At 73.4% G+C, this 24,924-nt stretch carries 17 protein-coding genes and 1 tRNA gene; 4 read left to right on the forward strand and 14 right to left on the reverse strand.

Annotation, left to right across the window (positions count from 1 at the left end; translation table 11 throughout):
- Positions 1-290 precede the first annotated feature (290 nt).
- Complete coding sequence (locus D5H75_RS13295; RefSeq protein ID WP_202638112.1) at positions 291-1,247, forward strand: alpha/beta fold hydrolase; 957 nt, start codon at positions 291-293, stop codon at positions 1,245-1,247.
- Between the two features lie 56 nt (positions 1,248-1,303).
- Here the strand turns inward: D5H75_RS13295 and fxsT are convergent, their stop codons facing one another.
- The 8 genes from fxsT to D5H75_RS41505 all read right to left on the reverse strand — a co-directional run bounded on the left by fxsT (position 1,304) and on the right by D5H75_RS41505 (position 13,371).
- Complete coding sequence (fxsT, locus tag D5H75_RS13300; protein ID WP_119926747.1) at positions 1,304-5,215, reverse strand: FxSxx-COOH system tetratricopeptide repeat protein; 3,912 nt, start codon at positions 5,213-5,215, stop codon at positions 1,304-1,306.
- Positions 5,212-6,468 carry a TIR-like protein FxsC gene (locus tag D5H75_RS13305; RefSeq protein ID WP_119926748.1) on the reverse strand — a complete coding sequence of 419 codons (1,257 nt, stop codon included), beginning with the start codon at positions 6,466-6,468 and terminating at the stop codon, positions 5,212-5,214. Before D5H75_RS13305 ends, fxsT begins: the two co-directional genes overlap by 4 nt.
- Positions 6,469-6,555: 87 nt before the next feature.
- The gene (locus D5H75_RS13310) at positions 6,556-7,644 is read right to left on the reverse strand and encodes an AAC(3) family N-acetyltransferase (protein WP_242454214.1); all 1,089 of its coding nucleotides are present in this window, start codon (positions 7,642-7,644) and stop codon (positions 6,556-6,558) included.
- The gene (locus tag D5H75_RS13315) at positions 7,614-9,794 is read right to left on the reverse strand and encodes an FxsB family cyclophane-forming radical SAM/SPASM peptide maturase (protein ID WP_119926749.1); all 2,181 of its coding nucleotides are present in this window, start codon (positions 9,792-9,794) and stop codon (positions 7,614-7,616) included. Before D5H75_RS13315 ends, D5H75_RS13310 begins: the two co-directional genes overlap by 31 nt.
- A 429-nt stretch (positions 9,795-10,223) precedes the next feature.
- Positions 10,224-11,357, reverse strand: coding sequence for a PqqD family peptide modification chaperone (locus D5H75_RS13320; RefSeq protein ID WP_147425137.1), 1,134 nt, complete (start codon positions 11,355-11,357; stop codon positions 10,224-10,226).
- Entirely contained in the window at positions 11,354-12,412 is a 1,059-nt protein-coding gene (locus D5H75_RS13325) for a TOMM precursor leader peptide-binding protein (protein ID WP_147425138.1), read from the reverse strand. Before D5H75_RS13325 ends, D5H75_RS13320 begins: the two co-directional genes overlap by 4 nt.
- A gap of 61 nt (positions 12,413-12,473) precedes the next feature.
- A complete protein-coding gene (locus D5H75_RS41500) occupies positions 12,474-12,635 on the reverse strand; it encodes a hypothetical protein (RefSeq protein WP_202638113.1) in 162 nt (53 codons plus the stop codon).
- 160 nt (positions 12,636-12,795) lie between these two features.
- Entirely contained in the window at positions 12,796-13,371 is a 576-nt protein-coding gene (locus tag D5H75_RS41505) for a dienelactone hydrolase family protein (RefSeq protein ID WP_202638114.1), read from the reverse strand.
- A gap of 527 nt (positions 13,372-13,898) precedes the next feature.
- On the opposite strand from D5H75_RS41505, the gene D5H75_RS13335 reads away from it, so the two are divergent.
- Positions 13,899-15,452: a glycosyl hydrolase family 18 protein gene (locus D5H75_RS13335; RefSeq protein ID WP_147425139.1), complete on the forward strand. Its 1,554-nt coding sequence runs from the start codon at positions 13,899-13,901 to the stop codon at positions 15,450-15,452.
- Here D5H75_RS13335 and D5H75_RS40870 read toward each other — a convergent pair.
- Complete coding sequence (locus D5H75_RS40870; protein WP_147425140.1) at positions 15,430-15,684, reverse strand: hypothetical protein; 255 nt, start codon at positions 15,682-15,684, stop codon at positions 15,430-15,432. The two genes, D5H75_RS13335 and D5H75_RS40870, sit on opposite strands and share 23 nt — an antisense overlap.
- A 104-nt stretch (positions 15,685-15,788) precedes the next feature.
- Here D5H75_RS40870 and D5H75_RS13340 point away from each other — a divergent pair, with 104 nt between their 5' ends.
- Positions 15,789-16,814 (forward strand): ATP-binding cassette domain-containing protein, encoded by a 1,026-nt coding sequence (locus D5H75_RS13340; RefSeq protein WP_119926754.1) that lies wholly within the window; start codon positions 15,789-15,791, stop codon positions 16,812-16,814.
- The gene (locus tag D5H75_RS13345) at positions 16,811-17,683 is read left to right on the forward strand and encodes an ABC transporter permease (RefSeq protein ID WP_202638115.1); all 873 of its coding nucleotides are present in this window, start codon (positions 16,811-16,813) and stop codon (positions 17,681-17,683) included. The genes D5H75_RS13340 and D5H75_RS13345 overlap by 4 nt, the downstream gene beginning before the upstream one ends.
- A 34-nt stretch (positions 17,684-17,717) precedes the next feature.
- Here the strand turns inward: D5H75_RS13345 and D5H75_RS13350 are convergent, their stop codons facing one another.
- The 5 genes from D5H75_RS13350 to D5H75_RS44070 form a co-directional block, all read right to left on the reverse strand.
- Positions 17,718-20,951 carry an ATP-binding protein gene (locus D5H75_RS13350; protein WP_119926755.1) on the reverse strand — a complete coding sequence of 1,078 codons (3,234 nt, stop codon included), beginning with the start codon at positions 20,949-20,951 and terminating at the stop codon, positions 17,718-17,720.
- A gap of 60 nt (positions 20,952-21,011) precedes the next feature.
- A complete protein-coding gene (locus tag D5H75_RS13355) occupies positions 21,012-22,862 on the reverse strand; it encodes a serine/threonine-protein kinase (protein ID WP_119926756.1) in 1,851 nt (616 codons plus the stop codon).
- A gap of 311 nt (positions 22,863-23,173) precedes the next feature.
- Positions 23,174-23,247: transfer RNA gene (locus D5H75_RS13360), tRNA-Lys, on the reverse strand.
- Between the two features lie 125 nt (positions 23,248-23,372).
- Positions 23,373-24,134 (reverse strand): PASTA domain-containing protein, encoded by a 762-nt coding sequence (locus D5H75_RS13365; protein WP_202638116.1) that lies wholly within the window; start codon positions 24,132-24,134, stop codon positions 23,373-23,375.
- Positions 24,135-24,145: 11 nt separating this feature from the next.
- Positions 24,146-24,919: a PaaX family transcriptional regulator C-terminal domain-containing protein gene (locus tag D5H75_RS44070; protein ID WP_119926758.1), complete on the reverse strand. Its 774-nt coding sequence runs from the start codon at positions 24,917-24,919 to the stop codon at positions 24,146-24,148.
- Positions 24,920-24,924 lie beyond the last annotated feature (5 nt).

Here is a 24,924-nt window from a genome sequence, read left to right on the forward strand (position 1 = left end):
GGAGAGGATGCTGAATCAGCATCCGGAATCGGCATCGGACCCCGCGAACCCCGCGCCGCCCGTACGGTGGAGCGCGACCGTGCGGCGAGCGGGCCAGGACGCCCGGGCGGCCCGGGGCGGCCCGGCGCTGCACGGCGCGGCACGGCGTGCCCGCGCGGCACCGGGGGCGCGAGCCGTACGGCAGGGCGAGTGCCGTACGGCGCGGCGGCACGGCACGGGCGAGAGCCGCGGCCAGGGCGCGCCGTGGTGCGGCGGGGACGGGACCGGCGACCTCGATGGGAGGAGAAACGGTGGCGGTGGAGGGCGTGTTCTCGGCGGACCGGACCCGCTGGCTCGCGGTCGCGCAACGGGGGAAGATCGACGGCGGCAGGCCGGTCTTCCTCCTCCACGGAACCCCCGGGAGCAGGCTCGGCCCGCTCCCCAGAAGCGGCCTGCTCTACCGGCTCGGCGTCCGCCTGATCACCTACGACCGGCCCGGGTACGGCCACTCCGACCGCCACCCCGGCCGCAGCGTCGGGGACGTCGCCGCCGACGTCGCGGCCATCGCCGACCGCCTCGGCATCGGCACGTTCGCCGTCGCCGGCCGTTCGGGGGGCGGCCCGCACGCCCTGGCCTGCGCCGCCCTCATGCCCGACCGCGTGACCCGCGCCGCCGTGCTGGTCGGCCTGGCCCCGCGTGAGGCCGAGGGGCTGGACTGGTTCGACGGCATGACCGAGACCAACATCGAGGAGTACATGACGGCGATCCACGGCCGCGGCCTCCTCGCCGCCCGGCTCGCGCCCACCGCGTCCGAGATCAGGGAGGACCCGATCCAGCTCGTCAACGCCCTGTACGACGAGCTCACCGACTCCGACCGGCGCGTCGTCGCCGACACCGGCATCCGGCGGATGCTGGTGAAGAACTACGCCGAGGCCGTGCGCAGGTCCCCGGACGGCTGGATCGACGACGCCATCGCCTTCTGCTCGCCCTGGGGCTTCGACCCGGCGCAGATCACCGTCCCGACCCTGGTCTGGCACGGCGAGGACGACCGGTTCTCGCCGCTCGGGCACGCCCGCTGGCTCGCCGAGCGCATCCCCAAGGCCACCATGCTGATCCAGCGGGGCGCGGCGCACTTCCACGCCCTGCACGTGCTGCCCGACCTGCTGCCCTGGCTGACCTCCGCCCCCGGCGCCGCCCTGCCCGCCCCGGCCGTCTCCGCCGTTCCGGCCCCCGTCTCCGAGCCCGCGGCCGAGGGCTCGCCGGCGTGAGCCGTACCGGACGCCCCTGACGGCACGGCGCGGCCCGGCGGGTGTCAGCGCTCACGTCACCAGGCCAGGGGCTCCAGGTCGATGTCGACGCGGCGCCAGTCGAGGACGGAGATCACCACCGGGTGGGTCTCGCCGAGGAGCCGCCGGAGCTGGACGAGCACCGGTTCCCGCAGCTCGCGCGCCTCGTCGGTGCGCCGGGCCTCGCGCAGGGTGATCGCCAGGTTCGCCTCGCAGATGAGCGTGTTCGGGTGCGCGGCGCCCTGCGTCTCGCGCATCCGCTGCAGCGTCGCCCGCTCCATCTTCTCGGCGGCGGCGTGCTCCCGCAGCTCGCCCAGCACGTTCGCCACGTTGACCGAGCAGGCCAGCGTGAACGGGTGCTCCTCGCCCAGCTCCCGGCGGAACTGCCGCAGCGTGTCCTCGCCCAGTTCCCGCGCGCTCGCCAGGTCCCCGGCCCCCATCAGGAACGTCACCAGGTTGTTCGCCGCGATCAGGCTGTACGGATTGTCCGGGCCGAGGGTGTCGGTGTACCACTGGAGCACCTCGCGGCCCAGCTTGATCGCGCCCGCCTTGTCGCCCGCCGCCGACAGGTCGCAGGACAGGTTCAGCTTGCACGCGACGCTGTCCGGCGCGCGCTCGCCGTACCGCTGGACGTACCGCTCGTAGGTGGACTCCATCAGGTGCCGCGCCTCGGTCAGCACGCCGGCCTTGCGGAGCGACACCCCGAGGCTGCGGACGGCGCGCAGCGTCTCGGGGAACTGCGGGCCCAGGATGCGCTGGTAGCTGGCCACCGTGCCGCGCAGCAGCTCCACCGAGGCGGCGTACTCCCCGGCCTCGCGCATGTCGCGGGCCAGGTTCATCTCCGACACCAGGGTGAAGGAGTGGTCGGGCCGCAGCACGGCGCGGCGCATGTCCAGCGTCTCCTGGTCCAGCCGCCGGGCCGCGTTGAAGTCGCCCATGTGCCGCAGCGCCACCGCCAGGTTGTTGGCCACCATCAGCGTGCGCGGGTGGTCCTCGAGGAACAGGTCGCGCGTGCGGGCGTAGGTCTCCTCCTCCATCCGCAGCGACTCCTCCAGCCGCCCCAGCGCGCGCAGCCCCGCCGCGAGCCCGCCCGCCGTGACCAGCGGGTGGTGGTGGCGTTCGGGCAGCACCCGCCGCTGGTCGTCCAGCACCGCCTGGAACAGGTCCACCGCCTCCTGGTAGCGCCCCTTGAACAGCAGCACGTTGCCCATCTCGAACCGGAGGTACAGCGTCTGCTGGTCGAAGTCGCCCAGCTTGGTCGTCCACAGGTCCTCCAGCCGGCGGCCCAGCCGGAGCGCCCGGTCCAGCTCGCCGCGCCGCCACAGGTAGCGCACGCGGTCGATGAGGAGCTGCCGCGTCTCCTCCTCGTCGCACCGCTCGGCCTCCGAGGGCGTCAGGTGCGGCCAGATCTCGTCGTACCGGGGCCAGGTCTCGGGGTCGTCCGTGTCGCCCTCGCGCGGCCGCGCGCCGACGAGGATGCGGTGCACCTCGTGCTTGGTGGACTCCAGCTCCTCCTCGTTCATCTGGTCGCGCAGCACCGCCTGGACCAGCCGGTGGACCTGCACCGAGTTGTCGCGCTGGTCCACCTTGGCCAGCGCCAGCCGGCTCAGCTCCTTGACCAGCCGGCCGATCATGATCTTCTCGCGGACGGTCTCGTCGTACGGCACGAGGCAGCGCACGGTCTCGTCGCCGTACAGCATCGACAGCGACACCGGCTCGGGCGCGAAGAACGCCAGGAGCTGGAGCAGCCGCACCGCCGCCGGGGACCGCTCCCGCAGCCGCTGGAAGGACACGTTCCAGGTCGCGGCCACGTGCGTCTGGTACGCCGGGGGAGCGTCGCCCAGCTCCAGCGTCTTGGCCGGCTGCTCGGTGAGCTTGGCGACGTACTCCTCGACGGGCATCCCCGTCTCCTGCAGCCACGCGCCCGCCTGCTCGATCGCCAGCGGCAGGTCGCCCAGCTCCTCGGCCACCCGGTTCGCGTCCTCGTCGCTCAGCGCGGGCACGCGCCGCCGCAGGTGCTCCAGGCTCTCCTCGCGGGTGAACACGTCCACCTCCAGCGGGGCGGCGACCTCCACCCAGGTCTGGCTGCGCGAGGTGATCAGCACGTGCCCGGTCCCGCCCGGCAGGAACCGCTTCAGATCCTCGGGATTGTCGGAGTTGTCGAAGATGAGGAGCCACCGGCTGTACGGCTCGCCGATCCGCAGCGCCTCGCGCGCGGCCTGCGCGTTCTCCGCGACGTTGTCGCCGATCCGGATGTCCAGCCGCTTGGCCAGCTCGGCCATCGCCACGTTGAGGAGTTCGGGCTGCTCGGCGGCGATCCACCACACCACGTCGTAGTCGGTCATGAACCGGTGGGCGTACTCGATCGCGAGCTGGGTCTTGCCCACGCCGCCCAGGCCGTGCAGCGCCTGCGGCTGGGTCACGACCGCCTGGCTGCCGCCCACGAGCTGGTCGCGCAGCCGCTCCAGGATCTCCCCGCGGCCGGTGAACGAGGCGTTGCGGGTCGGCAGGTTCAGGATCGCCGGCTGCACCCCGGGGAAGCGCGGGATCGAGGCGTCCGCGAACTCGCCCGCCTTCACCGGCCGGTCCAGCGCGCGCAGCACCGCCGCGATCGCCTGCTCCTCGTCCAGCCGCGCCCCCAGGTCGATCGGCACCGGGTCGTTGTACGGCGGGGGCAGCCGCACGTCGGCGACGCGGATCGAGACGAGCTGGCCGCCCGTCCCGGTCAGCTCGCCCCGGGACACCGCCTGCCAGGTCTCGCGGGCGCGGGAGGAGCGCAGGTAGGCGGGGGAGACCAGGGCGATCGTCCGCGCCCCCGGCTCCATGACCCGGCCCGCGTCCTCCGGCCCCGGCGGGCCGTACGGGTGGACGCGGAAGCCCGCCTGGGTGAGCACGGCGGTGATCCAGTCCACCCAGAGCCGGTCCTCGGGCACGTAGCTGAGGTAGACGTCCGTGGACATCGTCGGGCGCCGCCGTACGAACAGCTCCCGGTGGCTCAGCCGCAGGTCCTCGCTCAGCGGCGGCATCGAGGTGATCGCGCCCTCGGTGATGACCGTGGTCAGCCGCTCGTACGCCGACAGGAGCGAGCTGGGCGAGCCCGACACGTCGCCGAACGTGGCCAGCGTCTCCTCGTAGGCGTAGAACGGCTTGTACGGGATCTCCACCGCGCCCCAGTAGGTGTTCGCCTCCTCCCGGCTCATCCCGGCGGGGAACCGCTCGAACTGGCCCCGGGCGAAGGCCCGCCCGGCGTCGAGCTTCTCCTTCTCGGCGTCGTCCACCCGCATCGGCACCGGCAGGATGCGGATGCCCCGCTCCTGGAACCGGTCGGCGATCTGCCCGGCGATGCCCGCCGCGCCCTCGATGCTCTGGTCGCTGAGGGTGAAGCAGGTGACGAGCGTGTCCGGGAAGTGCACGGTGCAGATGTCGGCGATGTCGCTGAGCCCGGTCCGGCTGTCGATCAGGACGTAGTCGTACGTCCTGCGCATGTCGTCCTTGAGGGCGTCGAAGAACTTGCCGCCGCCGAGCCGGTAGAAGTTGTCCCAGTCGAAGGTGGACACCAGGGACGAGTAGTCGCGGTTCTGCCGGCCGGCGGAGAGGAAGTCCAGCGCGCCGCCGGGCGGGAAGTGGCTCCACTCGATGGACACCACGTGCCGTTCCACCTGGGCGTAGTCGCGGTACCAGTCCGGCGGGCGGGGCTTGTCCTGCGGCGCCGCCCAGGCGTATTCCTGGATCAGCTCGATCACGCCGGGGGTGCCCGCGATCACCTCGCCGTCCAGGAACGGCCGGAAGAACTTGTGCAGTCCGGGGGACTCCAGGTCCCAGTCGACGACCAGCACCCGGCGCCCGTTCGAGGCGAGGATCCACGCGATGTTGGCCAGCGCCATCGTCCGCCCGGTCCCGCCCTTGAACGAGTAGAAGGTGATGATCCGTCCATTGCGGGCATCTGTCATGGCTCCCCCTCTTCGGGCGGGTCGGAGTGCGAGGGCGGATACAACCGCGGCCGTGCGGTGCCGGGCACCTGCGGCGCCTGGACGTGGCGCAGGTAGGCGCTGCCCAGTTCGGAGATCACGAGCGTGAGCGAGGACTCGAAGTCGGCCAGGCCGTGCAGCCCGTTCGCGGCCTTCCGCACGGCCGGGCGGCCCTGGTCGATCTTGGCCGGGAGGACCTCCCGCAACCCCGCGCGCAGGGCGTCCATGCACTCAGTCGTCTGCGCGTCCGCGTCGTTCCAGGGGACCGCCAGCCCGACCCAGGGCCGGTCGGGCCGGTCCAGCTCGGCGAAGACCTCCCGGAAGTGCGGGTCCGCCGCCGTCCACGGGTCCACGAGCACCAGGGCCGGGCAGGCGGGCGAGGCCGCCTTCAGGTCGCGCCGGTGCTCCTCGTAGGTGCCGACGTCGGGCTCGAACCCCGCCCTGCGGACGATCTCGGCGGCGATCTCGGCCAGCGCCCGGCTCGCCTCCGGCGGATAGGGGTTCCAGTCGCGCGCGGCCGTGCCGTAGTACTTCGGGTCACGCCCGTCGGCGACGGTGTCCGCCGAGTAGCTGACCACGGTGATCTGGAAGCGGCGGCCCTCGTCGCGCTCGAACACGCTCTTGATCGCCGCGTAGTCGCAGGGCTCGGCCGGAGGCAGGCGCACCTCGTCCGCCACCGCGATGATGCGCTTGGCCAGCGAGTCCACCGCCAGCTTGTAGTGGTCGCGGAACCGGCTGATCTTCATCAGGCCGTAGAGCCCGCGCTCCTTGTAGTGCGTGCCGAGCGCCTTGTCGCTGAACTGGATGGCCCGCAGCGATTCGGGGATCTTGTACTCGGGCACCGGCACCCAGTAGGCCGGGACGATCACCTCCGGCGGGTTCCCGCCCCCGCTCATGTGGTGGCGCCGCCGCAGGTCGAAGGCCGCCCACTCCTTCCCGCACTGCTCGCTCTCGAAATACCTGGGGGAGTACAGCGGGACGAACACCTGGCAGGTCGCGAGTTCGAGCGCGAGCCGCTTGTCCCACTCGACCCCGGTCGCCAGGTCGGTGTCCATGAAACCGGCGGGCACGCCGTGCGGGAGGGAGGTGAGCTGGAGGATCTCGTGGCAGACGTCCCGGTAGAACCGCTCGACCCAGATGTTGGGGTTCTTGTTCGCCGGGTCGTTGTGCGGGACGCGCGCGTAACTGAGGAAGAAGTACGGCGGATGCGGGCGCGCCTCGGGGGTACCTGCCACCGCACCTCCTGTGGCCGCCTGAATGGCTTTTGATTATAGATTCGGCGTCCGGATTTCGAAGGGGCCGTTCCGCCGATTTTCCGGATCTTACGCCGCCGGGCGGTTCTCGCGCATCCAGATCTCCGCGAAGTCCACCGCGTCACGCAACCGGAAAGCGCGCGTTTCGGCCGCGCCCACCTTCCCTTTCCGCACCTTCACCCGGGACTCCATGGCCTGACCGCAAACGGCGAAGTCACCGTCGTCGAGCACCACGTCCAGGTACGAATGCCAGGTGGGCGCGCCGTCCTTCTCGATCACGCAGGCATATCGCCGTCGCGGCGGTGACGGAATGTAGCGGTATTCGGCCAGGTGAAACGCCGTGCAGGTGCCGTATCCGGCGCCGATCATCAGCACCCGGGCGTTCTCCTCGTAGAGTTTCGTGAGGGGGGACCGGGACCCGAGGTGGTCCTCCAGGTGGTGGCCCGCCATCAGCCGGGCCGCGGCCGGCCCGAGCGCGGCGAACGACGTCTGCGGATGGGCGCTCCGCACCGCCTCCGGGCGCGTCCGCACGAATTCGGTCAGGTATCCGCAGTACCGCGACGGGGTCGCCGCGGGGTCGAAGGGCGGCATGACCGCGCGGTGAGCGGCCACCTGCTCCGCCGTCATCCCGCGCGTGCTTTCGAGGAAGAGGCGGGAGGTGTCGGAGTTCTCCGGGGTGAACGTCGGCACCACCACCGTCCCGTCGCTCCCGATCACCTCCCGGAGCGCGCCGACCAGGGTCTCCGCGCCGCCGTCGATCCGCCCGACGGACCGCAGCGACGCGTGCGCCAGCACCAGGTCCCCCGCCGCGAGCCCCATCGCCCGCAGCCCCGCCACCAGTTCCTCGCGGCCGACCACCCGCCGGCCCGGCTCCTCCGTGGCGTACGGCCGAGGGGCCGGCCGCGCCCGCCGGCGCACGACGTCCGGGAGCGCCGCCACGTGGACCGGGGCGGGCGGGGCGGTCGGGACGGGCGGGACGGGCGGGACGGGCGCTGTGAGGACGTCGGCGGCGAGCAGCGGTTCCAGGCGGGCGTCATCGGAGGGCAGCGGCTGGAGGCGGGCGTCGTCCGTGAGCAGCGGTTCCACTGTGAGCAGCGGTTCCAGGCGGACGTCGGCGGGCGGGCCGCTCAGGGCGCGTGGTCGGCCGGCGGGGCGCACGGCAGGCTCCTCAGCCGGGCGGCCGCGGCCGCGTCCATTCCGGTGACGAACCGCCGCCCCATGTCCGGGAGCGGCCCGCTCGCGAGGTCGCGGACGCCGCGCCGTACCTCTTCCAGCAGGTCCGCGGCCTCGGCGGGCCGGGCGACGGCGGCGGCCGCGAGCCGGGAGTAGGCCGCGGACAGTTCCTCCTCGACGCGCGTGTCCCCGCCGGTGAGGTCGAACAGGTCCTGGACCGCCGCGAGGCGGGACCGCCAGAAGCCGCGCACCAGCGACTCCGGCGTCGGCCGCCCGGCGACCCCGAGGGCCCCGGGCGCCTCCCGGGCGACCGCGACCTCCGCGTCGTCCCCGGTCAGCGGGGTGACGATCCGGACCCCCGCGCGCAGCACGGCGGCCTGATCGGGGTGCTCGGCGTCCAGCGCCTTCCACGCCGCCGCGAACGCCTCCCGCCACGCGGCGAACCCGGTCTCGTCCAGCCGCTCGCGCGCGGGCCTGCCGAAGCGGTCGCGGTAGGGGTCCACGTCGTCCACGAGGGGACCGCCGGGAAAGGTCTCCCGCAGGGGCTCCCACTCGGGGCTCGCCGGGTCGTAGCGGTGCCCGTGCGCGTGCACCGCGAACCCGCCGTCGCCCACCTCCACGTGGGCCTCCACGCCGGGGCCGACCCGCAGGCGGCCGAGCCCGGGCAGGTGGATCACGCCGTCCGTCACCGGCACGGGGACCTTGGCCGGCCGCCCGGCCGCGATCGCCGCCGCGGCCGCCACCGCCGCCAGGTGCCGGGCGTCGCCCCGCCCCGCCGCACGGCCCGCGGCCCACGCGCGGACGTAGGGGTGCCCGAAGGCCCGCCGTACGGCGGCGCGGTCGTCTCGGTCGAGGCGGACGAGAGCCGTCCAGGCGGAGTCGCCAGGATCGGAACCGTGGGCGCGGGCGACGAGCAGGCGGGTCAGGCTGGACTGGGGGGCGTGCAGGAGCTCGATCTCCCCGGGCCCCGCGGTCACGGCGGCCAGCGCGCCCAGCGCCGAGGCCGGCAGCGTGTGCGTCGCGCCTCCGGAGGCCCGGTCCACGTGGGGGATCAGTTTGAATAGGTCGGGGCAGTACACGGACGGGTTCCGGAAGCCGGTGCCGGTGCGGTACCGGTGGGCGTACAGGCCCCCGCCGCAGGCGACCAGCAGGGGACAGGCCCGGCACTCGTCCGCCAGGTCGTCCGCGCCGCCGCGCCGCGCGGCCGGGCCGGGGTGCCGCGCCACCTCGTCGAGGGAGTGCCGGACCACGTCGAGCCCGGTGGCCGGGGCGCCGTCGTAGGCGACCTTGAGGGAGTCGGCCTGTTCGTACTCACCGTCGGTCTCGATCACCACGAGGTCCGACACCGACAGCCCGAGCGACTCGGTCTGGCTCCCGCGCCCGCGCGCCCCCCACGTGATCGAGTCGAACAGCCGCACCGGCACGGGCCGCCCGTCGGCGATCCACCGGTCGTGGATCGCGATCAGCCAGTCGGCGTACGGCGTCGCGGACCCCTCGGGCCGCAGCGGCGGCTCGTCCCAGGTCGCGTGGGGGAGGAGGAAGTCGATGCGGGGCGGCTCCAGCGCGACCAGCGCCTCGTAGACCGCGATGGGGTCGTTCCGGACGTCGATCGTGCAGAGCAGTCCCGCGTAGAGCCGGGGATGGCGCTCGCGCAGCAGGTCGACGGCCGCGATCACCTTGTCGTAGCTGCTGCGGCCGTCCCGGTAGAGGCGGTGCAGGTCGTTGGCCGCGCGGTCGCCGTCGAGTGAGATCCCGACCATGATGTCGTGCTCCTCGAACACGCGGCAGAACCGCTCGCTCAGCAGCACGCCGTTCGTGTGGATCCGCAGATCCAGCTCCGCCACCCCGTCGAGGGCCGCCCGCAGCGTGCGGGCGATGCGTTCGAGCCTGGCCGGGCCGGCGAGCAGCGGCTCACCCCCGTGCAGGATGACGTGGGCGGTTCTCAGGCGATGGGCGGCGGCGTGCTCGGCGATGCGGGCGGCCACCCGCTCGGCGGTCTCGTCGGTCATCACCGCCGGCCGTCCGCGCCAGCTCTGGTCGGCGAATTCGAACACGTAACAGTGATCGCAGGCTAAATCACACCTGCTCGCCACCTTGACCACGAACTGGCGGAACGGCGCGACGGCTTCAGGCATCGCCTAAAACGGCACGTTCAGATCGAGGAGTTGAAGGAGATGGCGGACGTCTCGGGTGAGTCGATCTGTCCCGCGAGGTCCGAGAGAGGAACATTGTCGTTGTCAACCACAACGGTGGGCAGAGTGTAGTCGTTCATGCTCGCCAGCCCTAGCTAGTATCCGGATATGGAGATGGGCGCTGCCCAGGAAGCATAACGTCGAACTCCCAGGCTAACGCCAATTCTTTGCCATCCGGGCCGGTACTTTTACCAAGGTCAGGCCAGCGGCGCTCTCTTGGGTCGCCTTGGGCGCGGACAACGATCGCAACCTACCGAAGCAGGTCCCCCGGCGACAATACAGTCGGTGATGGTGACAAAAGACTGCACTAAAGTCCGTTTCTAGGCTTTTGTGATGGATGAGACCTGAACGCGAAGCACGCGAATCTCACCCTCACGCCACATCCGCGCTCTCCCGCTCCGGCGCCGCCGCCCCGGCCGTACGGCGTGAGCGCAGGCGCTGGCGGACGAAGACGTACACGTAGAGCAGCCAGCCCGCGGCGATCACCGCGATGGTGGCCAGGGGCGTGAGCGAGCCCGGGCTCGCCTGGTACTCCTCCCAGGCCCGGGCGCAGGCGGCGACGGTGATCGGGACCATGTAGCCCGCGAAGAAGGCCAGGCCGAGGACGCGGCCGACGACCAGGAACCGCGCGTAGGCGCGGACGCCCCGGGCGACGGGGGGACGGGGCCGGCGCGCCAGGACCGCGCGCAGGTACGCCTGGGCGTCGTCCATGAGGTTCTTCTCGCCCGTGAGGTTGGCGTACGCGTAGTAGACGTCCGTGCGCATGAAGAACAGGAACTGCCAGGCGATCTGCGACCAGCAGATGAGCACCGCCAGCCGCACGAGCCCGTCGGCGGGGGAGGGCCCCGCGAACGCCAGGTAACAGGTGCCCGCCGACGCGATCGCCAGATCCGTGCGCATCCCCGCGAGGTGCACCCGGTACCTCGCCCGCCGCGGCAGCCGCCACACGCCGGTGACGCGGGTCTGGGCGACGAGGAACTGGAGCCGGGTGCCCAGCGACAGCTCCGCGCGCACCCCGAGGGAGCGCGCCGCGGCGATGTGGCTCAGCTCGTGCACGAAGACGAGCAGCCACGACGCGGCCGCGAACGTCAGCGTGAACGCCAGGCTGTTGGTCCAGACGAGCCCGGTGTACGTCGGGGACACCTCCGGCCGGACGGCCATGGCGGCGACGGCGCCCGCGAACAGGACCGCCACCAGGAGATGGGCCGGGCGGGAGAACAGCCAGCGCACGTGGCCCGGCCTGACGCGGTCCCACAGGTTCGGCCTCACCTCCGGAGGGCGGAGCAGCCCGGCGCCTCCGAGGCCGGTGAGGAAGTCCTCCACGTCCACGTCCACGCCGTGCTCGCGCAGGACGCGCGAGCGCACCTCGGCCGGGGTGCGCGTGCCGTCCAGCAGGCGGACGACCTCCGCGCCGATCGCGGGCACGTTGATGAACGTCTCGCCGTTGCCCACCACGTAGTCGTCGGGCCCGTCCTCGACGACGCTCAGGAACGACAGGTCGGTCATGAGCACACCCGGCAGCCGTCCACCCGGCCGGCCCGCCGCGTGGTCACGCTCAGCTCGACCAGGTCCAGGTACACCGTGGCGTCCTCGATCGCGCACGGGCCGGTCCCGGTGAGGTACCTGACGACCTCCGAGGCGAGCAGCCCCGAGACCGCCGCGCACAGCGGGGCGAAGGCCGGCATCGTGCGGCCGAGGTTCTCCGGCAGGGGCAGCTCGGCCCGGTCGTAGCGGGCGGCGAACCTCGTCTCCTGGCAGGCCAGGCAGGCCGTCTCGCGCGGGACGACCAGCGGCCCGACCATCCCGACGTGCTGGGTGAAGCCGCCGCTCGCGAACGGCACGCCCGCGTCCACGCACGCCTGGTTGACCCAGCGGCGGATGTGCGGCTGCGGGGTGTCCACGGTGTTCACGACGAAGTCGGCGTCGCCCACCACCCCGGCCACGTCGTCCGCGCCCGCGAGACGGCGTTCCGCGGTCTCGACCGCGGCGTCCGGCCGGTGCTCCAGCAGGCGCCGCGCCGCGGCCTTCACCTTGGGGGTCCCGACGTCGGCGGGCGTGTAGAGGTGCTGGCGGTGCAGGTTCGACACCTCCACCCGGTCGTCGTCCACGAGCCGCAGGTTCCGGACGCCCGCGGTCACGAGCTGCAGGGCCACCGCCCCGCCGATCGCGCCCGCGCCCAGCACGGTGATCCGCGCCTCGCCCAGCTCCCGCAGCGCCGTCTCGACGCGGTCCGCCGGATGGAACATGGACAGGAACAGCGCCTGCCGCGACAGCCGCTCGTCGGCCGTCAGCCTGGCCACGTCCGCCTCGTCCACGAGCACGCGGGCGCCGAGCAGGGTCTCCACCGCCGCGTCGATCTCCCCGGGCGGCACCTCGGCGATCAGCCCGTGCAGCTCGGCCCGGGTCCGCGGGGTGTTCGCGCACAGCCGCAGCAGCCGCCGCAGCGGCTCCTCCGCGGGCTCCAGCACCCGCCCCGTCAGCGGGAAGTCCCCCAGTCTGGCCCGTTCCCGGTCGTCGTCCACGAAAAGCGGAAAGGCCGGATTCACCAGCACCCGCGACATCCACCACCACCGTTCGGAGAGGAAAAGGCGCGGGGCCCCCGGACGGGGACCCCGCGTGAACTCAGCAGCCGTTGCTGTTGCTGGTGGTCTCGACTTCCTCGACCTTCTTGATCTCGATCTTCATGCCGTCCTCCTCTCGCCACTGCGGACAGCGGTGAGAATAAAGTGACGGGAGTGAGAAAGTGAAGACCCAGTGACCTTTGGTGCGCGTCTCGACTCGCATTGTGACCAGAGTCAATAACGCCGGTTTCCGCAGCTCCGCGATACTCCCGTCATGCCATGCCATGCCATGCCATGCCGTGCCGTGTCATGCCGTGCCGTGCCGCGCTGTACGGCGGGGTGGGCGGGGCGCGGGCCGTGCGAGGGCGCGGGCCGTGCGGTCGTCAGAGCTCGCGCAGGAAGGTCAGGACCCGGTCCCACATCGCGCCGGCCTCCTCCGGCCGGTGGTCGGGCAGGTCGGGGTCGGCGAACAGGTGGGCGTCGCCGGGGTAGACGTGACGCTCGAACCGGGCGCCCGCCCCGGTCACGGCGCGCTCCAGGACGTCCACCTCGCGCGGGTCGACCCACGGGTCCCGCTCGGTGTAGTGCACCTGGACCGGCACCCCGCCGGGCCAGCCCGCCGCGGGTTCCTCGCCGAGCCCGCCCCCGTGCAGCAGGACCGCGCCCACCGCCTTCGGGTGCCACGCGGCCAGTCTCTGGGCGGCGTAGGCCCCCAGCGAGAACCCCGCGAAGACGACGGGCCCGCCGACGTCCGCCACGGCCCGCCGTACGCGCCGGTCTATCTCCGCGAGCCCCAGCGAATCCCGCTTCCGCAATCCCCCGTCCACATCATCGAACACCTCCCCGTCGTAGTAGTCGGGCGTCCGCACCGAATGCCCCGCACCCCGCAGAATCTCCGCCGCGACCCCCACCCCCCGCCGAAGCCCCTGCGCCGAGTGAAACAACACGATCTCAGCCATGCGCCCGTTTCTAACATTCGGGAGCCGGGTCGGCCAGGCCCGAAACACCGCCGGAATCGGGCCGGAACCGGAACCGGCGACCGGGTCCGACGCGCCGCCGGAAGTGGGAATCGCCGCGGCCGGGGAAACCGGAATCCGGTCGGCCCCGCCCGCCGGATTTCCGGGAGTCCCGCGATCGGCCGGGAAATCGCCGGAAACGCCCTCGCGCGCCGTACCGAATCGCACTCGGGAATGGTGGCGGCGGACAATCCGGGGGCTCCCCGCGCCGAGGGGGCGTGGTCCGGCAGCGAGGTCTGTCCGGAGGGCCATAGACAACAAGCAAGTTTCTTTACAATTATGTGTTCGCGCCACTCCCCGGCCCCGTGCCGTGCCCGTTCCCGACCGTCCCCGCCTGCTCCCGCTGGTCCCCGCCCGTTCCCGTTCGTCTCCGCACTGTCTCCGCCCGTTCCCGCTCGTCTCCGCTCGTGCATGCCGGTCCATGCCCGTCCGTGCCCGTCCCCCGCAAGGGGCGCAGAAGGGTTGTGCTCATGACGCGACGAAAGCCTCGGCTGCTCGTGCTGGCCGCAGCGTTCCTCCTGGCGATCGTGGGAGGCGTCTTCGCCGTCCACGCCTCGGCCCGCGCGGCCGAACTCCTCACCAATCCGGGGTTCGAGAGCGGGAGCCTCGATCCCTGGACCTGTTCCGGCGGGCTGGGCTCGGTCGTGGACACACCGGTCAGGTCCGGGACCAAGGCGCTGGCCGGGGCCGCGAGCGGGTCCGACACCGCGCGGTGCCAGCAGTCGGTGCCGGTCAGGGGATCGACCACCTACACGCTCAGCGCCTGGGTCCGGGGGAGCTACGTGCACCTCGGCGTGACCGGGGGCAACGCCACCTGGACCTCCTCGCCCTCGGCGTACCGGCAGCTCACGCTGTCGTTCACCACCTCGGCCGGGCAGACCTCGGCCGTGGTCTACCTGCACGGGTGGTACGGCCAGGGCGCCTACCACGCCGACGACGTCAGCCTGGACGGCCCCGGCGGCCCCTCGCCCTCGCCGACCCCCACCGTGACGCCGACCGTCTCGCCCACCCCCACGCCCACGCCCACGCCGACCGTCTCGCCCACCCCGTCGCCGTCGCCCACCGAGACCACGTGCCCGGTGAAGTCGCGGCCCGCCGGCAAGGTGCTCCAGGGGTACTGGGAGAACTGGGACGGCGCCGCGAACGGCGTGCACCCGCCGTTCGGGTGGACGCCGATCACCGACCCGCGCATCCGCCAGCACGGGTACAACGTGATCAACGCGGCCTTCCCGGTGATCCGGTCGGACGGCACGGTGCTGTGGGAGGACGGAATGGACGCCACGGTCAAGGTGGCGACCCCGGCTGAGATGTGCCAGGCCAAGGCCGCCGGGCTGACGATCCTGATGTCGATCGGCGGCGCCACCGCGGGCATCGACCTCAGTTCCAGCGCGGTCGCCGACCGGTTCGTCCAGACCATCGTGCCGATCCTGAAGCGGTACAACTTCGACGGGATCGACATCGACATCGAGACCGGCCTCACCGGCAGCGGCAACATCAACCAGCTCTCCACGTCGCAGGCCAACCTCATCCGGATCATCGACGGCGTGCTCGCCCAGATGCCCGCGAACTTCGGGCTGACCATGGCGCCCGAGACGGCCTACGTCACCGGCGGCAGCGTGACCTACGGCTCGATCTGGGGGGCCTACCTGCCGATCATCAAGAAGTACGCCGACAACGGCCGCCTGTGGTGGCTGAACATGCAGTACTACAACGGCAGCATGTACGGCTGCTCCGGCGACTCCTACTCCGCCGGGACCGTGCAGGGCTTCGTCGCCCAGACCACCTGCCTGAACAACGGGCTGGTCATCCAGGGCACCACCATCAGGCTCCCGTACGACAAGCAGGTGCCCGGCCTGCCCGCCCAGCCCGGCGCGGGCGGCGGGTACATGTCGCCCGCCCTGGTCTCCCAGAGCTGGAACAGCTTCAACGGCGCCCTCAAGGGCCTGATGACCTGGTCCCTCAACTGGGACGGCTCGAAGAACTGGACGTTCGGCGACAACGTCAAGTCCCTCCAGGGCCGCTAGCGCCCTCCGCCGCGGCGGGCCACCACCCGCCGCGGCGCTCCCGCCGTACGGCCACGCCGTCCCCGGGCTCCCGCCGTACGGCCACGCCGCCCCCGGGCTCCCGCCGTACGGCCACGCCGCCCCCGGGCTCCCGCCGTACGGCCGCGCGAACCCCCGCGCTCACGCCGTACGGCCGGGCGAACCCCGCGTCACGCCGTACGGCGCGGACCCCGGGCTCACGCCGTACGGGCACCAGGGGGAGGGCGGTGAAACCGGTGCGCAGCGGGTGAAACCCGGTGCGACGCGGTGAAACCGGGGTGAGGGCGGTGTGAAACCGGGGCGGGTCACAGTGGCGGCATGAGTATCACTGAACTCGCCCGTGCCGGGGGCGCGCGGGGACTCTCCTCCGGGGACGACCTCGCGGTCCGGGCCGACGGGCTGGTCAAGACGTTCGGCGACCACCGGGCCGTGGACGGGGTCGATCTGGCCGTGCGGCCGGGGGAGATCTTCGGCGTCCTCGGGCCCAACGGCGCCGGGAAGACGACGACGTTGCGGATGCTGGCCACGCTGCTCCGGATCGACGCGGGCCGCGCCGAGATCTTCGGGGTGGACGTGGCGGAGAACCCGCACGTCATCCGGCAGCTCGTGGGCGTCACCGGGCAGTACGCCTCGGTCGACGAGAACCTGACCGCCCGCGAGAACCTCTGGCTCTTCGGGCGGCTCCAGGGGATCGCCTCCCCGCGCGCCCGCCGGGTCGCCGCCGACCTGCTGGAGCGGTTCGGCCTGGAGGACGCCGCCAACAAGCCCATCTCGCAGTTCTCCGGCGGCATGCGGCGCCGTCTCGACCTGGCCGCGAGCCTGATCACCAAGCCGCCGCTGATCTTCCTGGACGAGCCGACGACCGGCCTCGACCCGCGCACCCGCGGGCAGATGTGGGACACGACCCGCGACCTGGTCGCCGACGGGTGCACCGTGCTGCTGACCACGCAGTACCTCGACGAGGCCGACCAGCTCGCCGACCGGATCGCCGTCATCGACCACGGCCGCAAGGTGGCCGAGGGGACCCCCGACGAGCTCAAGACCGCCGTCGGGAACTCCACCCTCCAGCTCCTGCTCGCCGACCCGGCCCAGGTGCCGGCCGCCGCCGAGATCGTACGGCGGGCCGTGGGCGCCGAGCCGGTGCTCAGCCCGGAGCGGGGCCGGCTCAACGTCGCCCTCGACCAGGCCGACCTGGCCGCCGACGTGCTGATCGCGCTGCGGAACGCCGGGCTGTCGATCGCGTCGGTGAGCGTGGCCAAGCCCAGCCTGGACGAAGTGTTCCTCGCGCTCACCGGTCACGGGACCGGCGAGGACGACGAGACCGTGACGGAGGAGAACCGATGAGCACCATGACCGCGTCCGCACGGGAGAACGCCCCGGAGAACGCGCGCGAGAGCACGCGGGAGACCGTGCGGGCGGCCGAGCGGGTGGCGAACGCCCGGCGGCACGTGTCCGTGGGCGAGACCGTCGGCCAGACGATGGCGATGGCCTGGCGCGCCGTCAAGAAGATGCGGCGCCAGCCGGAGCAGTTCTTCGACGTGACGTTCCAGCCCATCCTGTTCACCGCGATGTTCGCCTTCATCTTCGGCGGCGCGATCGCCGGCGACGTGCAGAGCTATCTGCCGCAGATGATCCCGGGCATCCTCGCGCAGACCGTCCTGACCACCTGCATGGCGACCGGGACGCAGCTCCGCGAGGACATGGAGAAGGGGGTGTTCGACCGCTTCAAGTCCCTGCCGATCGCGCGGATCGCGCCGCTCGCCGGGCCGATGGTGGCCGACCTGCTGCGCTACTCGATCGCGGCGGTCCTGACCTTCGGGATGGGCCTGCTGATCGGGTACCGCCCCGGCGGAGGCGCGGGCGGCGTGCTCGCCGCGATCCTCCTGGCGGTGTTCACCGGCTGGTCGCTGGCCTGGGCCTTCACCTGGATCGGCACGATCGCCCGGAGCGCCCAGGCGGTGATGGGCATGTCGATGCTGATCCTGTTCCCGCTGACGTTCCTGTCCAACGCGTTCGTCCCGGTCACGACGCTGCCGGACCCGCTCGCCGCGTTCGTGCGGATCAACCCGGTCTCGCACCTGGTCACCGCCACCCGCGACCTGGCCAACCACGCGGTCGTCAGCACCGAGGTGGCCTGGACGGTCCTGGCCTGCCTGGTCGTCATCGCGATCTTCGCGCCCCTGTCGGTGCGCGGCTACAAGCGCCACATGTGAGGGCCGCGCCGGCGGGCTCGCCCGCCCCGACCGTTCAGTCCCGTCCGCCCTGTCGTCCGCCGTGCTCCCGTTCCTCCCGGTGTTCCCGCCGCTCCGCGGGTTCCCGGTACTCGCGGGAAAGCCTCTCGGCGAGGTCGCGCGCCTCGCCGAGCAGGTCGGGGGGCCGGCGGTCGCCGTACTCGGCCCGCACGGCGGCGATCACCCCGGGCGCGGCCGCCTCGGCGTACGGCTCGATCCGCTCGAAGGCCATGACCGGCGTGCTGCGGTTGTAGGCGAACCTCTCCGCCAGCACCAGCAGCCGTACGGCGTCGCGCGGGTCCCACGCCCCCCGCAGCAGACTCCAGGATCCGACCGCGAAGAGCGCGGTGCCGCACACCGGGTAGTCGAGGTAGGGGTTCTCGACGGACAGCAGCGCCTTGAGGCGCGCGGTCACGGCCAGCCGGAACAGCTCCTCACCGGGCGCGAGGTCCCGCGGGCCCCCGTGGTGGGCGTGCGCCGTCAGCGCCACCGCCTCCGCCATGACCACCCACGGGTTGTAGTCCGTCGCCGGCACGCCGGGCAGCCGCAACTCCCGCGCCCGCCGCACGCCCTGGCGGAACTCCGCGAGCGCGGCGGCCGTGTCGCCGCGGGCGAGGGCGAGCTCGGCCGCGCACAGCGGGAGGATCGTCAGGCCGCTGAGCAGGGGGCTGTCGCTGAGCTTGATGATCTCGGCGAGCTCGGCCTCCGCGGCCTCCTGGTCCCCGGCGGCGAGCGCGGCGAACAGCAGCACCGAGCGGATCTGGGTCTCGTCGTCCGTGGCCCCGATCCGGCTCAGGGTCGGCAGGGCGGCGCGCGCGTGCCGGACCGCCCGCGCGTGGTCCCCGAGCCGTATGGCGAGCTGGGAGAGGATGGTGTGCAGCGTCGCGGACATCCACGGCCCGTCGTCCTCGCGGACGATCTCCAGGCCGCGTTCGGCCGCCGCGACGGCGGCGGCCATGTCCCCCGCGTTCTCCAGGACGCTGGCGCTGCTCAGCGTCGCCATCAGCGCCACGTCGCGGTCGGCGCTCCCGGCCAGCTCCTCCAGCCGCTCGTGCCCGCCGCCGCGCCCGGACGGGTCGATCGTGAGCACCACCTGGGCGAGGCCGGCGAGGCGGGGGTCGGTCGTCTCACGGATGGGCAGGTCACGGAGCAGGCCGCGCAGGAGATCATCGCTGTTGTCGCCGATCGTCACGTTGTTCATGATCACGATCAGCAGGGCGACCCGGGCCGCCTCCTCCAGCTCCGGCGGCGGACGCCACCCGGCGACCACCCGGGCGAACCCCTCCCGCAGCGCGAGGATCCGCGCGTGGTCCCCGCGGACCGACCACAGCCCGCCGAGGCCCGCCATGAGCCGCACCGCCGTCTCCGGGTCGGCCCCGGCGAGCGCCTGGCGGAGCAGGTCGGCCAGGTTGCCGTCCTCGGCCCGCAGCGCGTCGACCGCCGCGAACTGATCGGGCCCGAACAGGACGGCGGCGTTCTCCGCGGCGTACTCCGTCGCCCAGGCCCGCACCGCGGCCCGCGCCGCGTCCTCCTCCCCGGCCTCCCGCAGCCGCAGCCGGCCGAACTCCCGGACGGTCTCCAGCATCCGATAGCGCAGGCCGTACGGCGTCTCGCGGACGCTCAGCAGGGACTGCTCGGCCAGGGCGTGCACGGCGGGCAGGGCGTCGGGCCCGAGCACCCGCTCGGCGGCCTCCAGCGTGAAGCCGTCGCCGAACAGGGACAGCCACCGCAGGGCCCGCCGGGCGGGCTCCTCCAGCAGGTTCCAGGACCAGTCGATCACGGCGAGCAGCGTCCGGTGCCGGTCGGGGGCGGTGCGGTTGCCGCCGCGCAGCAGCGTGAACCGGTCGGCCAGGCGCCGGTTGATCTCCTCGGCCGACATCACCCGGACCTTGGCCGCGGCCAGCTCGATCGCGAGCGGCAGCCCGTCGAGCCGCGAGACGATCTCGGCGGCCACGCCCTCGTCGATCCGGGCGCCGGGGCGGGCGGCGGTGGCCCGCTGGCGGAACAGCTCCACCGCGTCGGCCGGGCTCAGCTCCCCGAGGGGGTACACCCGCTCGGCGGGGATCGACAGGGGAGCCCGCGAGGTGGTGAGCACCCGGGCGTCCCTGGTCGTCGCGGTCACGAAGGCGACCAGGTCGGCGACCGCGCCGATCACGTGCTCGCAGTTGTCCAGGATCAGCAGCGCCGGGACCTGGTCGAGCTGCCGCGCGATCCGGGACCGGATGTCGGCGCGCTGCTCGGGGGTGAGGGTACGGCGGGCGCTGACGGAGTCCCGCACGCCGAGCGCCGACCCCACCTCGCCGATCACCCCCTCGGGCGAGGAGACGCCGACGAGCTCGACGAAGTGGACGACGGGCTGCGGCGCGCGCCTGCCCACGACATGGGCCAGCCGCGTCTTCCCCAGCCCACCGGGCCCGACGATGGAGACCACCCGGGCGGACTGCATCAGGGCCCTCACCGCGCGGACGTCCTCGTCCCGGCCGAGCAGCGACGACCCGTCGTACAGGACGCCCTCCCGCACCGGCCGGTCGGCGACCAGCAACTCGGCGTGCACGCGCGCGAGTTCGGGGCCGGGATCGGCCCCGAGGTCCTCGGCCAGGCCGGCACGGTAGCGTTCGTACCGCTCCAGCGCGGCGGCGGCGCCCCGCACCGCGGCCTCGCTCCGCAGCAGGCGGACGACCGTCTCCTCGTCGCGCGGCCGCGCGGCCACGGCCTCCTCCAGCAGCGGCAGCGCCGCCTCGTGCTCGCCCTCGCTCCCGAGCGCGAGCCCCAGCACCCGCCGCGCCGCCGCGGCGTGCCCGGCGGCGTGCTCGGCGGCCACGGCGTGCGGCCCGTCCGGCGCTTCCGGGGCGTCCTCCGCCCCGGCGGGCACGAGCCGCAGCGCCTCCTCGGCCCGGCGGCGCGCCAGGCCGGAATCGCCCTCGCCCAGCGCGTCGCGCGCCTGCCGTACCAGCGCGCCGAGCAGCCACAGATCGACCTGGTCCTCGGCCAGTCCCAGCCGGTATCCCCGGGCCGTCCGCACCACGGCGTCGGCGCCGGTGGCCGCCCGGGTGCGCGAGACCACGACCTGGAGCGCCTTCGTGGGGTTGGCCGGCGGCTCGTCGTGCCACAGTTCCTCGACCAGCCGCTCGTCGCTCGCCCCGGCGGGCCCGTGCAGCGCGAGCACCGCCAGCAGGGTCCGCGCCCGCTCCCCGACCACGCGCCCACCCCGCCAGCGCACGCCATCGAGCAGAGTGAGCGCCAGATCCACCCGCCTAGCTTACGGACGATCCCGGACCGCCGGGGTCTCGCGCGGCCGTGGCGGCCCGGGTCAGGGCTCGACGATCCGGTGGGACGCGGTCCAGTCCCGGTAGACGGTGGTGAAGTCGGACCTGAAGATCCCCGCCTCGCCCGGCACCGGGACGTACCACGACACGCGGAACCTGGCCGGCCGGTCGCGGGAGTCGAGGGTCAGGCTGAACGTGAGGTACGACCGGTCGTCGGGCCCGCCGAGCTCGCCGGCCCAGGAGACGAGCAGCCGCCGCATGTTCCCGGCCGTGTCCTTGGGCGCGAGGGTCCCCGTGTAGGTGCGGCCCTCGCGCTTCACCCGGGTGGCCTTCGCCACGACGTCGCGGATCGTCGAGGGCCCGGCCATGCCGGCGACCATCAGCGCGAACCAGTCCTTGCTCGCGGGCTTCAGGGCGGTGATGTCGGCCGCCTTCGCGCCCGGCGTCTTCCGGTAGACGGAGTACCCCTTGAGGACCACGTACCGTTCCCGCTCGCCCTCGACGCTCGCGATCTGCATGTCGAGGTCGTCCTGGGTGTCGTGGTTCATGAGGCGGCCGGTCGCCTTGGCCCCGGCCGAGCTCTGCGTGAACCCGCCCTCGAAGCCGAACGTCGCCGCCGGCGCGGCCTCCAGCGCCAGGTCGATCGCGGCGGAGAGCTCGGTCGCCGTGACCGGGGGCCCGGGCTGGGCGGGCGACGGGCCGGTCGTAGCGGGCGACGGGCCGGTCGAGGCGGGCTCGGGCGGACGGGCCGCGGCGCCGTCGGAGGGCGATCCCGCCGAGGGGACCGGAGCGCCGGTCGCGAGGGACGACCGCCGGTCCGGGCCGTCGCGGAGGGCCACGGCGGCGACGACCCCGGCGAGGGCGAGCGCCGCGGCGGCCGCGGTGAGGAGCCCGCGGCGGAGACGGGGCGGCGGGGTCGCGGTGAGGAGCCCCCCGCGGAGACGGGACGGCGGGCTCGCGGGCCAGGGCGCGGGCTCCGCCGGGGCGGCCCAGGTGCGCTCGATACGGGTGGTCACGTCCTGGCCCGCCGTCGCGCCCCCGGCCGGGTCGCCGTGGGAGCGGCGCCACGCGTCGGCGACGGTCTCCAGGACCTCCCGTGAGGAGGGCCGGGCGAGAGGGTCCTTCGACAGCGCCCGGCCGACCAGGTCGCGGAGGGCATCCGGCACCGCCGAGGTGTCCACCGGCATGTTCATGACCCGGAGCGCCAGGACCTCCGGGCGCGCGACGCCGTACGGCGCGGCGCCCGCGGCGGCGTAGACCACGAGCAGGGCCCAGCCGTACACGTCGGCGGGCGGTCCCGCCGGGGCGTCGCCGTACTCCTCGGGACTGATCCACCCCGGCGAGCCCACGACCGCCCCGGTGCGGGTCATCACGCTCGCGTCCACCGCCCTGGCGATGCCGAAGTCCACGAGTCTGGGGCCGCCGGGGGAGAGGATCACGTTGGACGGCTTGACGTCCCGGTGCACCACCCCGGCGGCGTGCACGGCCACGAGCGCCTCGGCGAGCCCGCCCGCGAGCCCGAACAGCTCGTCCCCGCGAAGCGGGCCCTCCTCACGGACCCGCTCGTCCAGGGTCGGCCCGGGCACGTACTCGGTGGCGAGCCAGGGCCGTTCCGCGCCGGCGTCGGACCCGAGGACCCGCGCCGTGCAGTGCCCCTCGACCCGCGTGAGCACGGATATCTCCCGCGCGAACCGCGCCCGGAACTCCGGGTCGGCCGCGAAGTGCGCGTGCACCACCTTGACCGCCGCCCGCACTCCGCGATCGTCGACCCCGGCGAGCACCACCCCCATCCCGCCCGCCCCGAGCCGCCCCACCACCCGGTAGGGCCCGATCCGCCGCGGATCCTCCCCCGTCAGCGGCAGCAGCCCCCCGGCCCGCTGCGTCGAAGCGGCCACGACCCTCCGTCCCGGACGCCCAGCGCCCGCCACCCAGGCAACCCGATCGTGGCTTTCTATCCCACTTAGATCAACAATGTCGACCCACAAAATCCCCGGACGACAAGGTCAAGCCCCAGGAGACGAGGAGCCGATCACCGGGTCGGGAGGGAGAGAGTGATGAGACCCCGGACCGAGCCGCCGGGATGATCACAGGCGGTACGCCCGACGACGGCGGCTTCCTGACACGGCGGGGCCGGGCCCACGCGCCGGAAACCACCCGCAAACGCGACCAGCGCGCTCCCGAAGGGAACGCGCTGGTCGGTGTGCTGTGCGCCGCCAGGGACTCGAACCCCGGACCCGCTGATTAAGAGTCAGCTGCTCTAACCAACTGAGCTAGCGGCGCTTGCGACTCGTGAACTGTAGCAGGAGGTCCGGGGCGGAGGCGAATCGAGCGGCGGGTGGGCCACTTCGCGATGCAAGGTGCCGTTGGCGGGGGGTTTGCACGGTGGACGGCGAGCCGGGGCGGGGTCAGGTTTTGCAGCGTTTGGTTTTTTCGCCGAACTTGATGGCGGTCAGGGTGATCTGTTTGTCCTTGGCGGGGGTGGTGCCGGGTTTGGGGGATTGGGCGGTGACTATCCAGTTGCGGTCTATGACCTGCTGGCGGTCCTTGCCGGTGCCGTCCTTGGAGACGAGGTTGGTGTAGCCGGCCTCCTGGAGGCGGTTCTGGGCGGTTTGCAGGTCCAGGCAGGTGACCTTGGGGATCACACCCTTGACCACGGGGCGGTTCGTCGCGCCGTCGCTGGGCTTGCGGACGCGGAGCGTGATGGGCAGGTCGATCTTGCGGCGGGTGCCCGCGGCCGGTTCCTGCTCCGTGACGACCCAGTTGGTCTGGTTGACGATGATGCGGCTCTCACCGGCGGCGTCGCGGGGCTTGATGTCGCGGAAGCCGGCCGCCGTGAGGATCTCCATGGCCTCGGCCAGGCGCTTGCCGGTGACCTTGGGGACCCGCTTGGCGGGGGCCGTGGAGGTGGCCTCGGGGTCGCTGGAGCCGCAGGCCACGGCCAGGACGACGATGAGGGCCAGGACGCCCAGCGCCGCGAGGAAGGAGACCAGGCAGCCCTTCGCGCGCCTGGCGACCCGGGGCAGCCCGTCCGCCGCTCCGGCGGGGCCGGCCACCCTGTCTCCGGGGTGGATCGCCGTGCCGTACGGCCCCCGGCCGGGCCGCGCGGACGCCGTGGCGTGCGGCAGGCGGCGGGTGAGGCGGCGGAGGCGGTTCTCCAGGTCGGACATGCGGGGCACCCTCATGCCCCGTCAACGAACGGGACGGGCTCGGGACTCCCGGTGAGATGGGCGTGGAGCAAGGTCCGGTACGTCCTGTCGAAGTCGTCGTAGCGGGCGCGCAGGGCTTCGCCGGGCCAGCCGGGCGGGGCCAGCTCAGGGGGCAGGAGGGGGTCGGCCAGCAGGTGGCGGAGCACGGCGGCCGAGACCATGAAGCCCTCGGCCAGCCCGGACGCCCGGTCCAGGGCGGTGACCAGGGCGCGGGCGCGGCCGGCCCAGCCGCCGAGGTCCCACAGGTCCGCCGCCAGCCGCGCCGGGTCGCCCGAGGGGCGGGCGCCGAGCAGCAGGCATCGCGAGGTGATCGCCGCGGGGAGGGGGCGGTCGAGGTTGGCGGGGCGGAGCCAGACGCCCTCGCGCAGCTCGGCGAGGCGGTGGGCGGTCATGGCCTGGCGGAGCGCGGCGCGCTCGGGGGCGGGCCGGCGCTCGGCGGTGATCACGCACGTCTCCCAGGAGCCGTCCCAGGGGCGGGTGCGCGGGGCGCGGCTCTCGTCCTGGCGGGCCTGGCGGTCCAGGAGGCGCGCGGTGAGCTGGTAGCGGCCGCCGTCCTGGGCCAGGTCGCCGGCCGCGACCATGCGCGACAGCGCGACGCGGATCGTGCCCTCGGCCACGCCGAACAGCTCGCCCGCGCGGATCAGGGCGCGCACGGGCAGCCGCGCCGGGTGGGTGCCGAGCAGGGTGCTGAGCACGATCGACCGGGCGGTCAGCGGGCGCAACCCCAGGGTGTTACGGTCTTCCATCACGT

The sequence above is a fragment of the Bailinhaonella thermotolerans genome (assembly GCF_003594875.1).
In the GTDB taxonomy this organism is placed as follows: Bacteria; Actinomycetota; Actinomycetes; order Streptosporangiales; family Streptosporangiaceae; genus Bailinhaonella; species Bailinhaonella thermotolerans.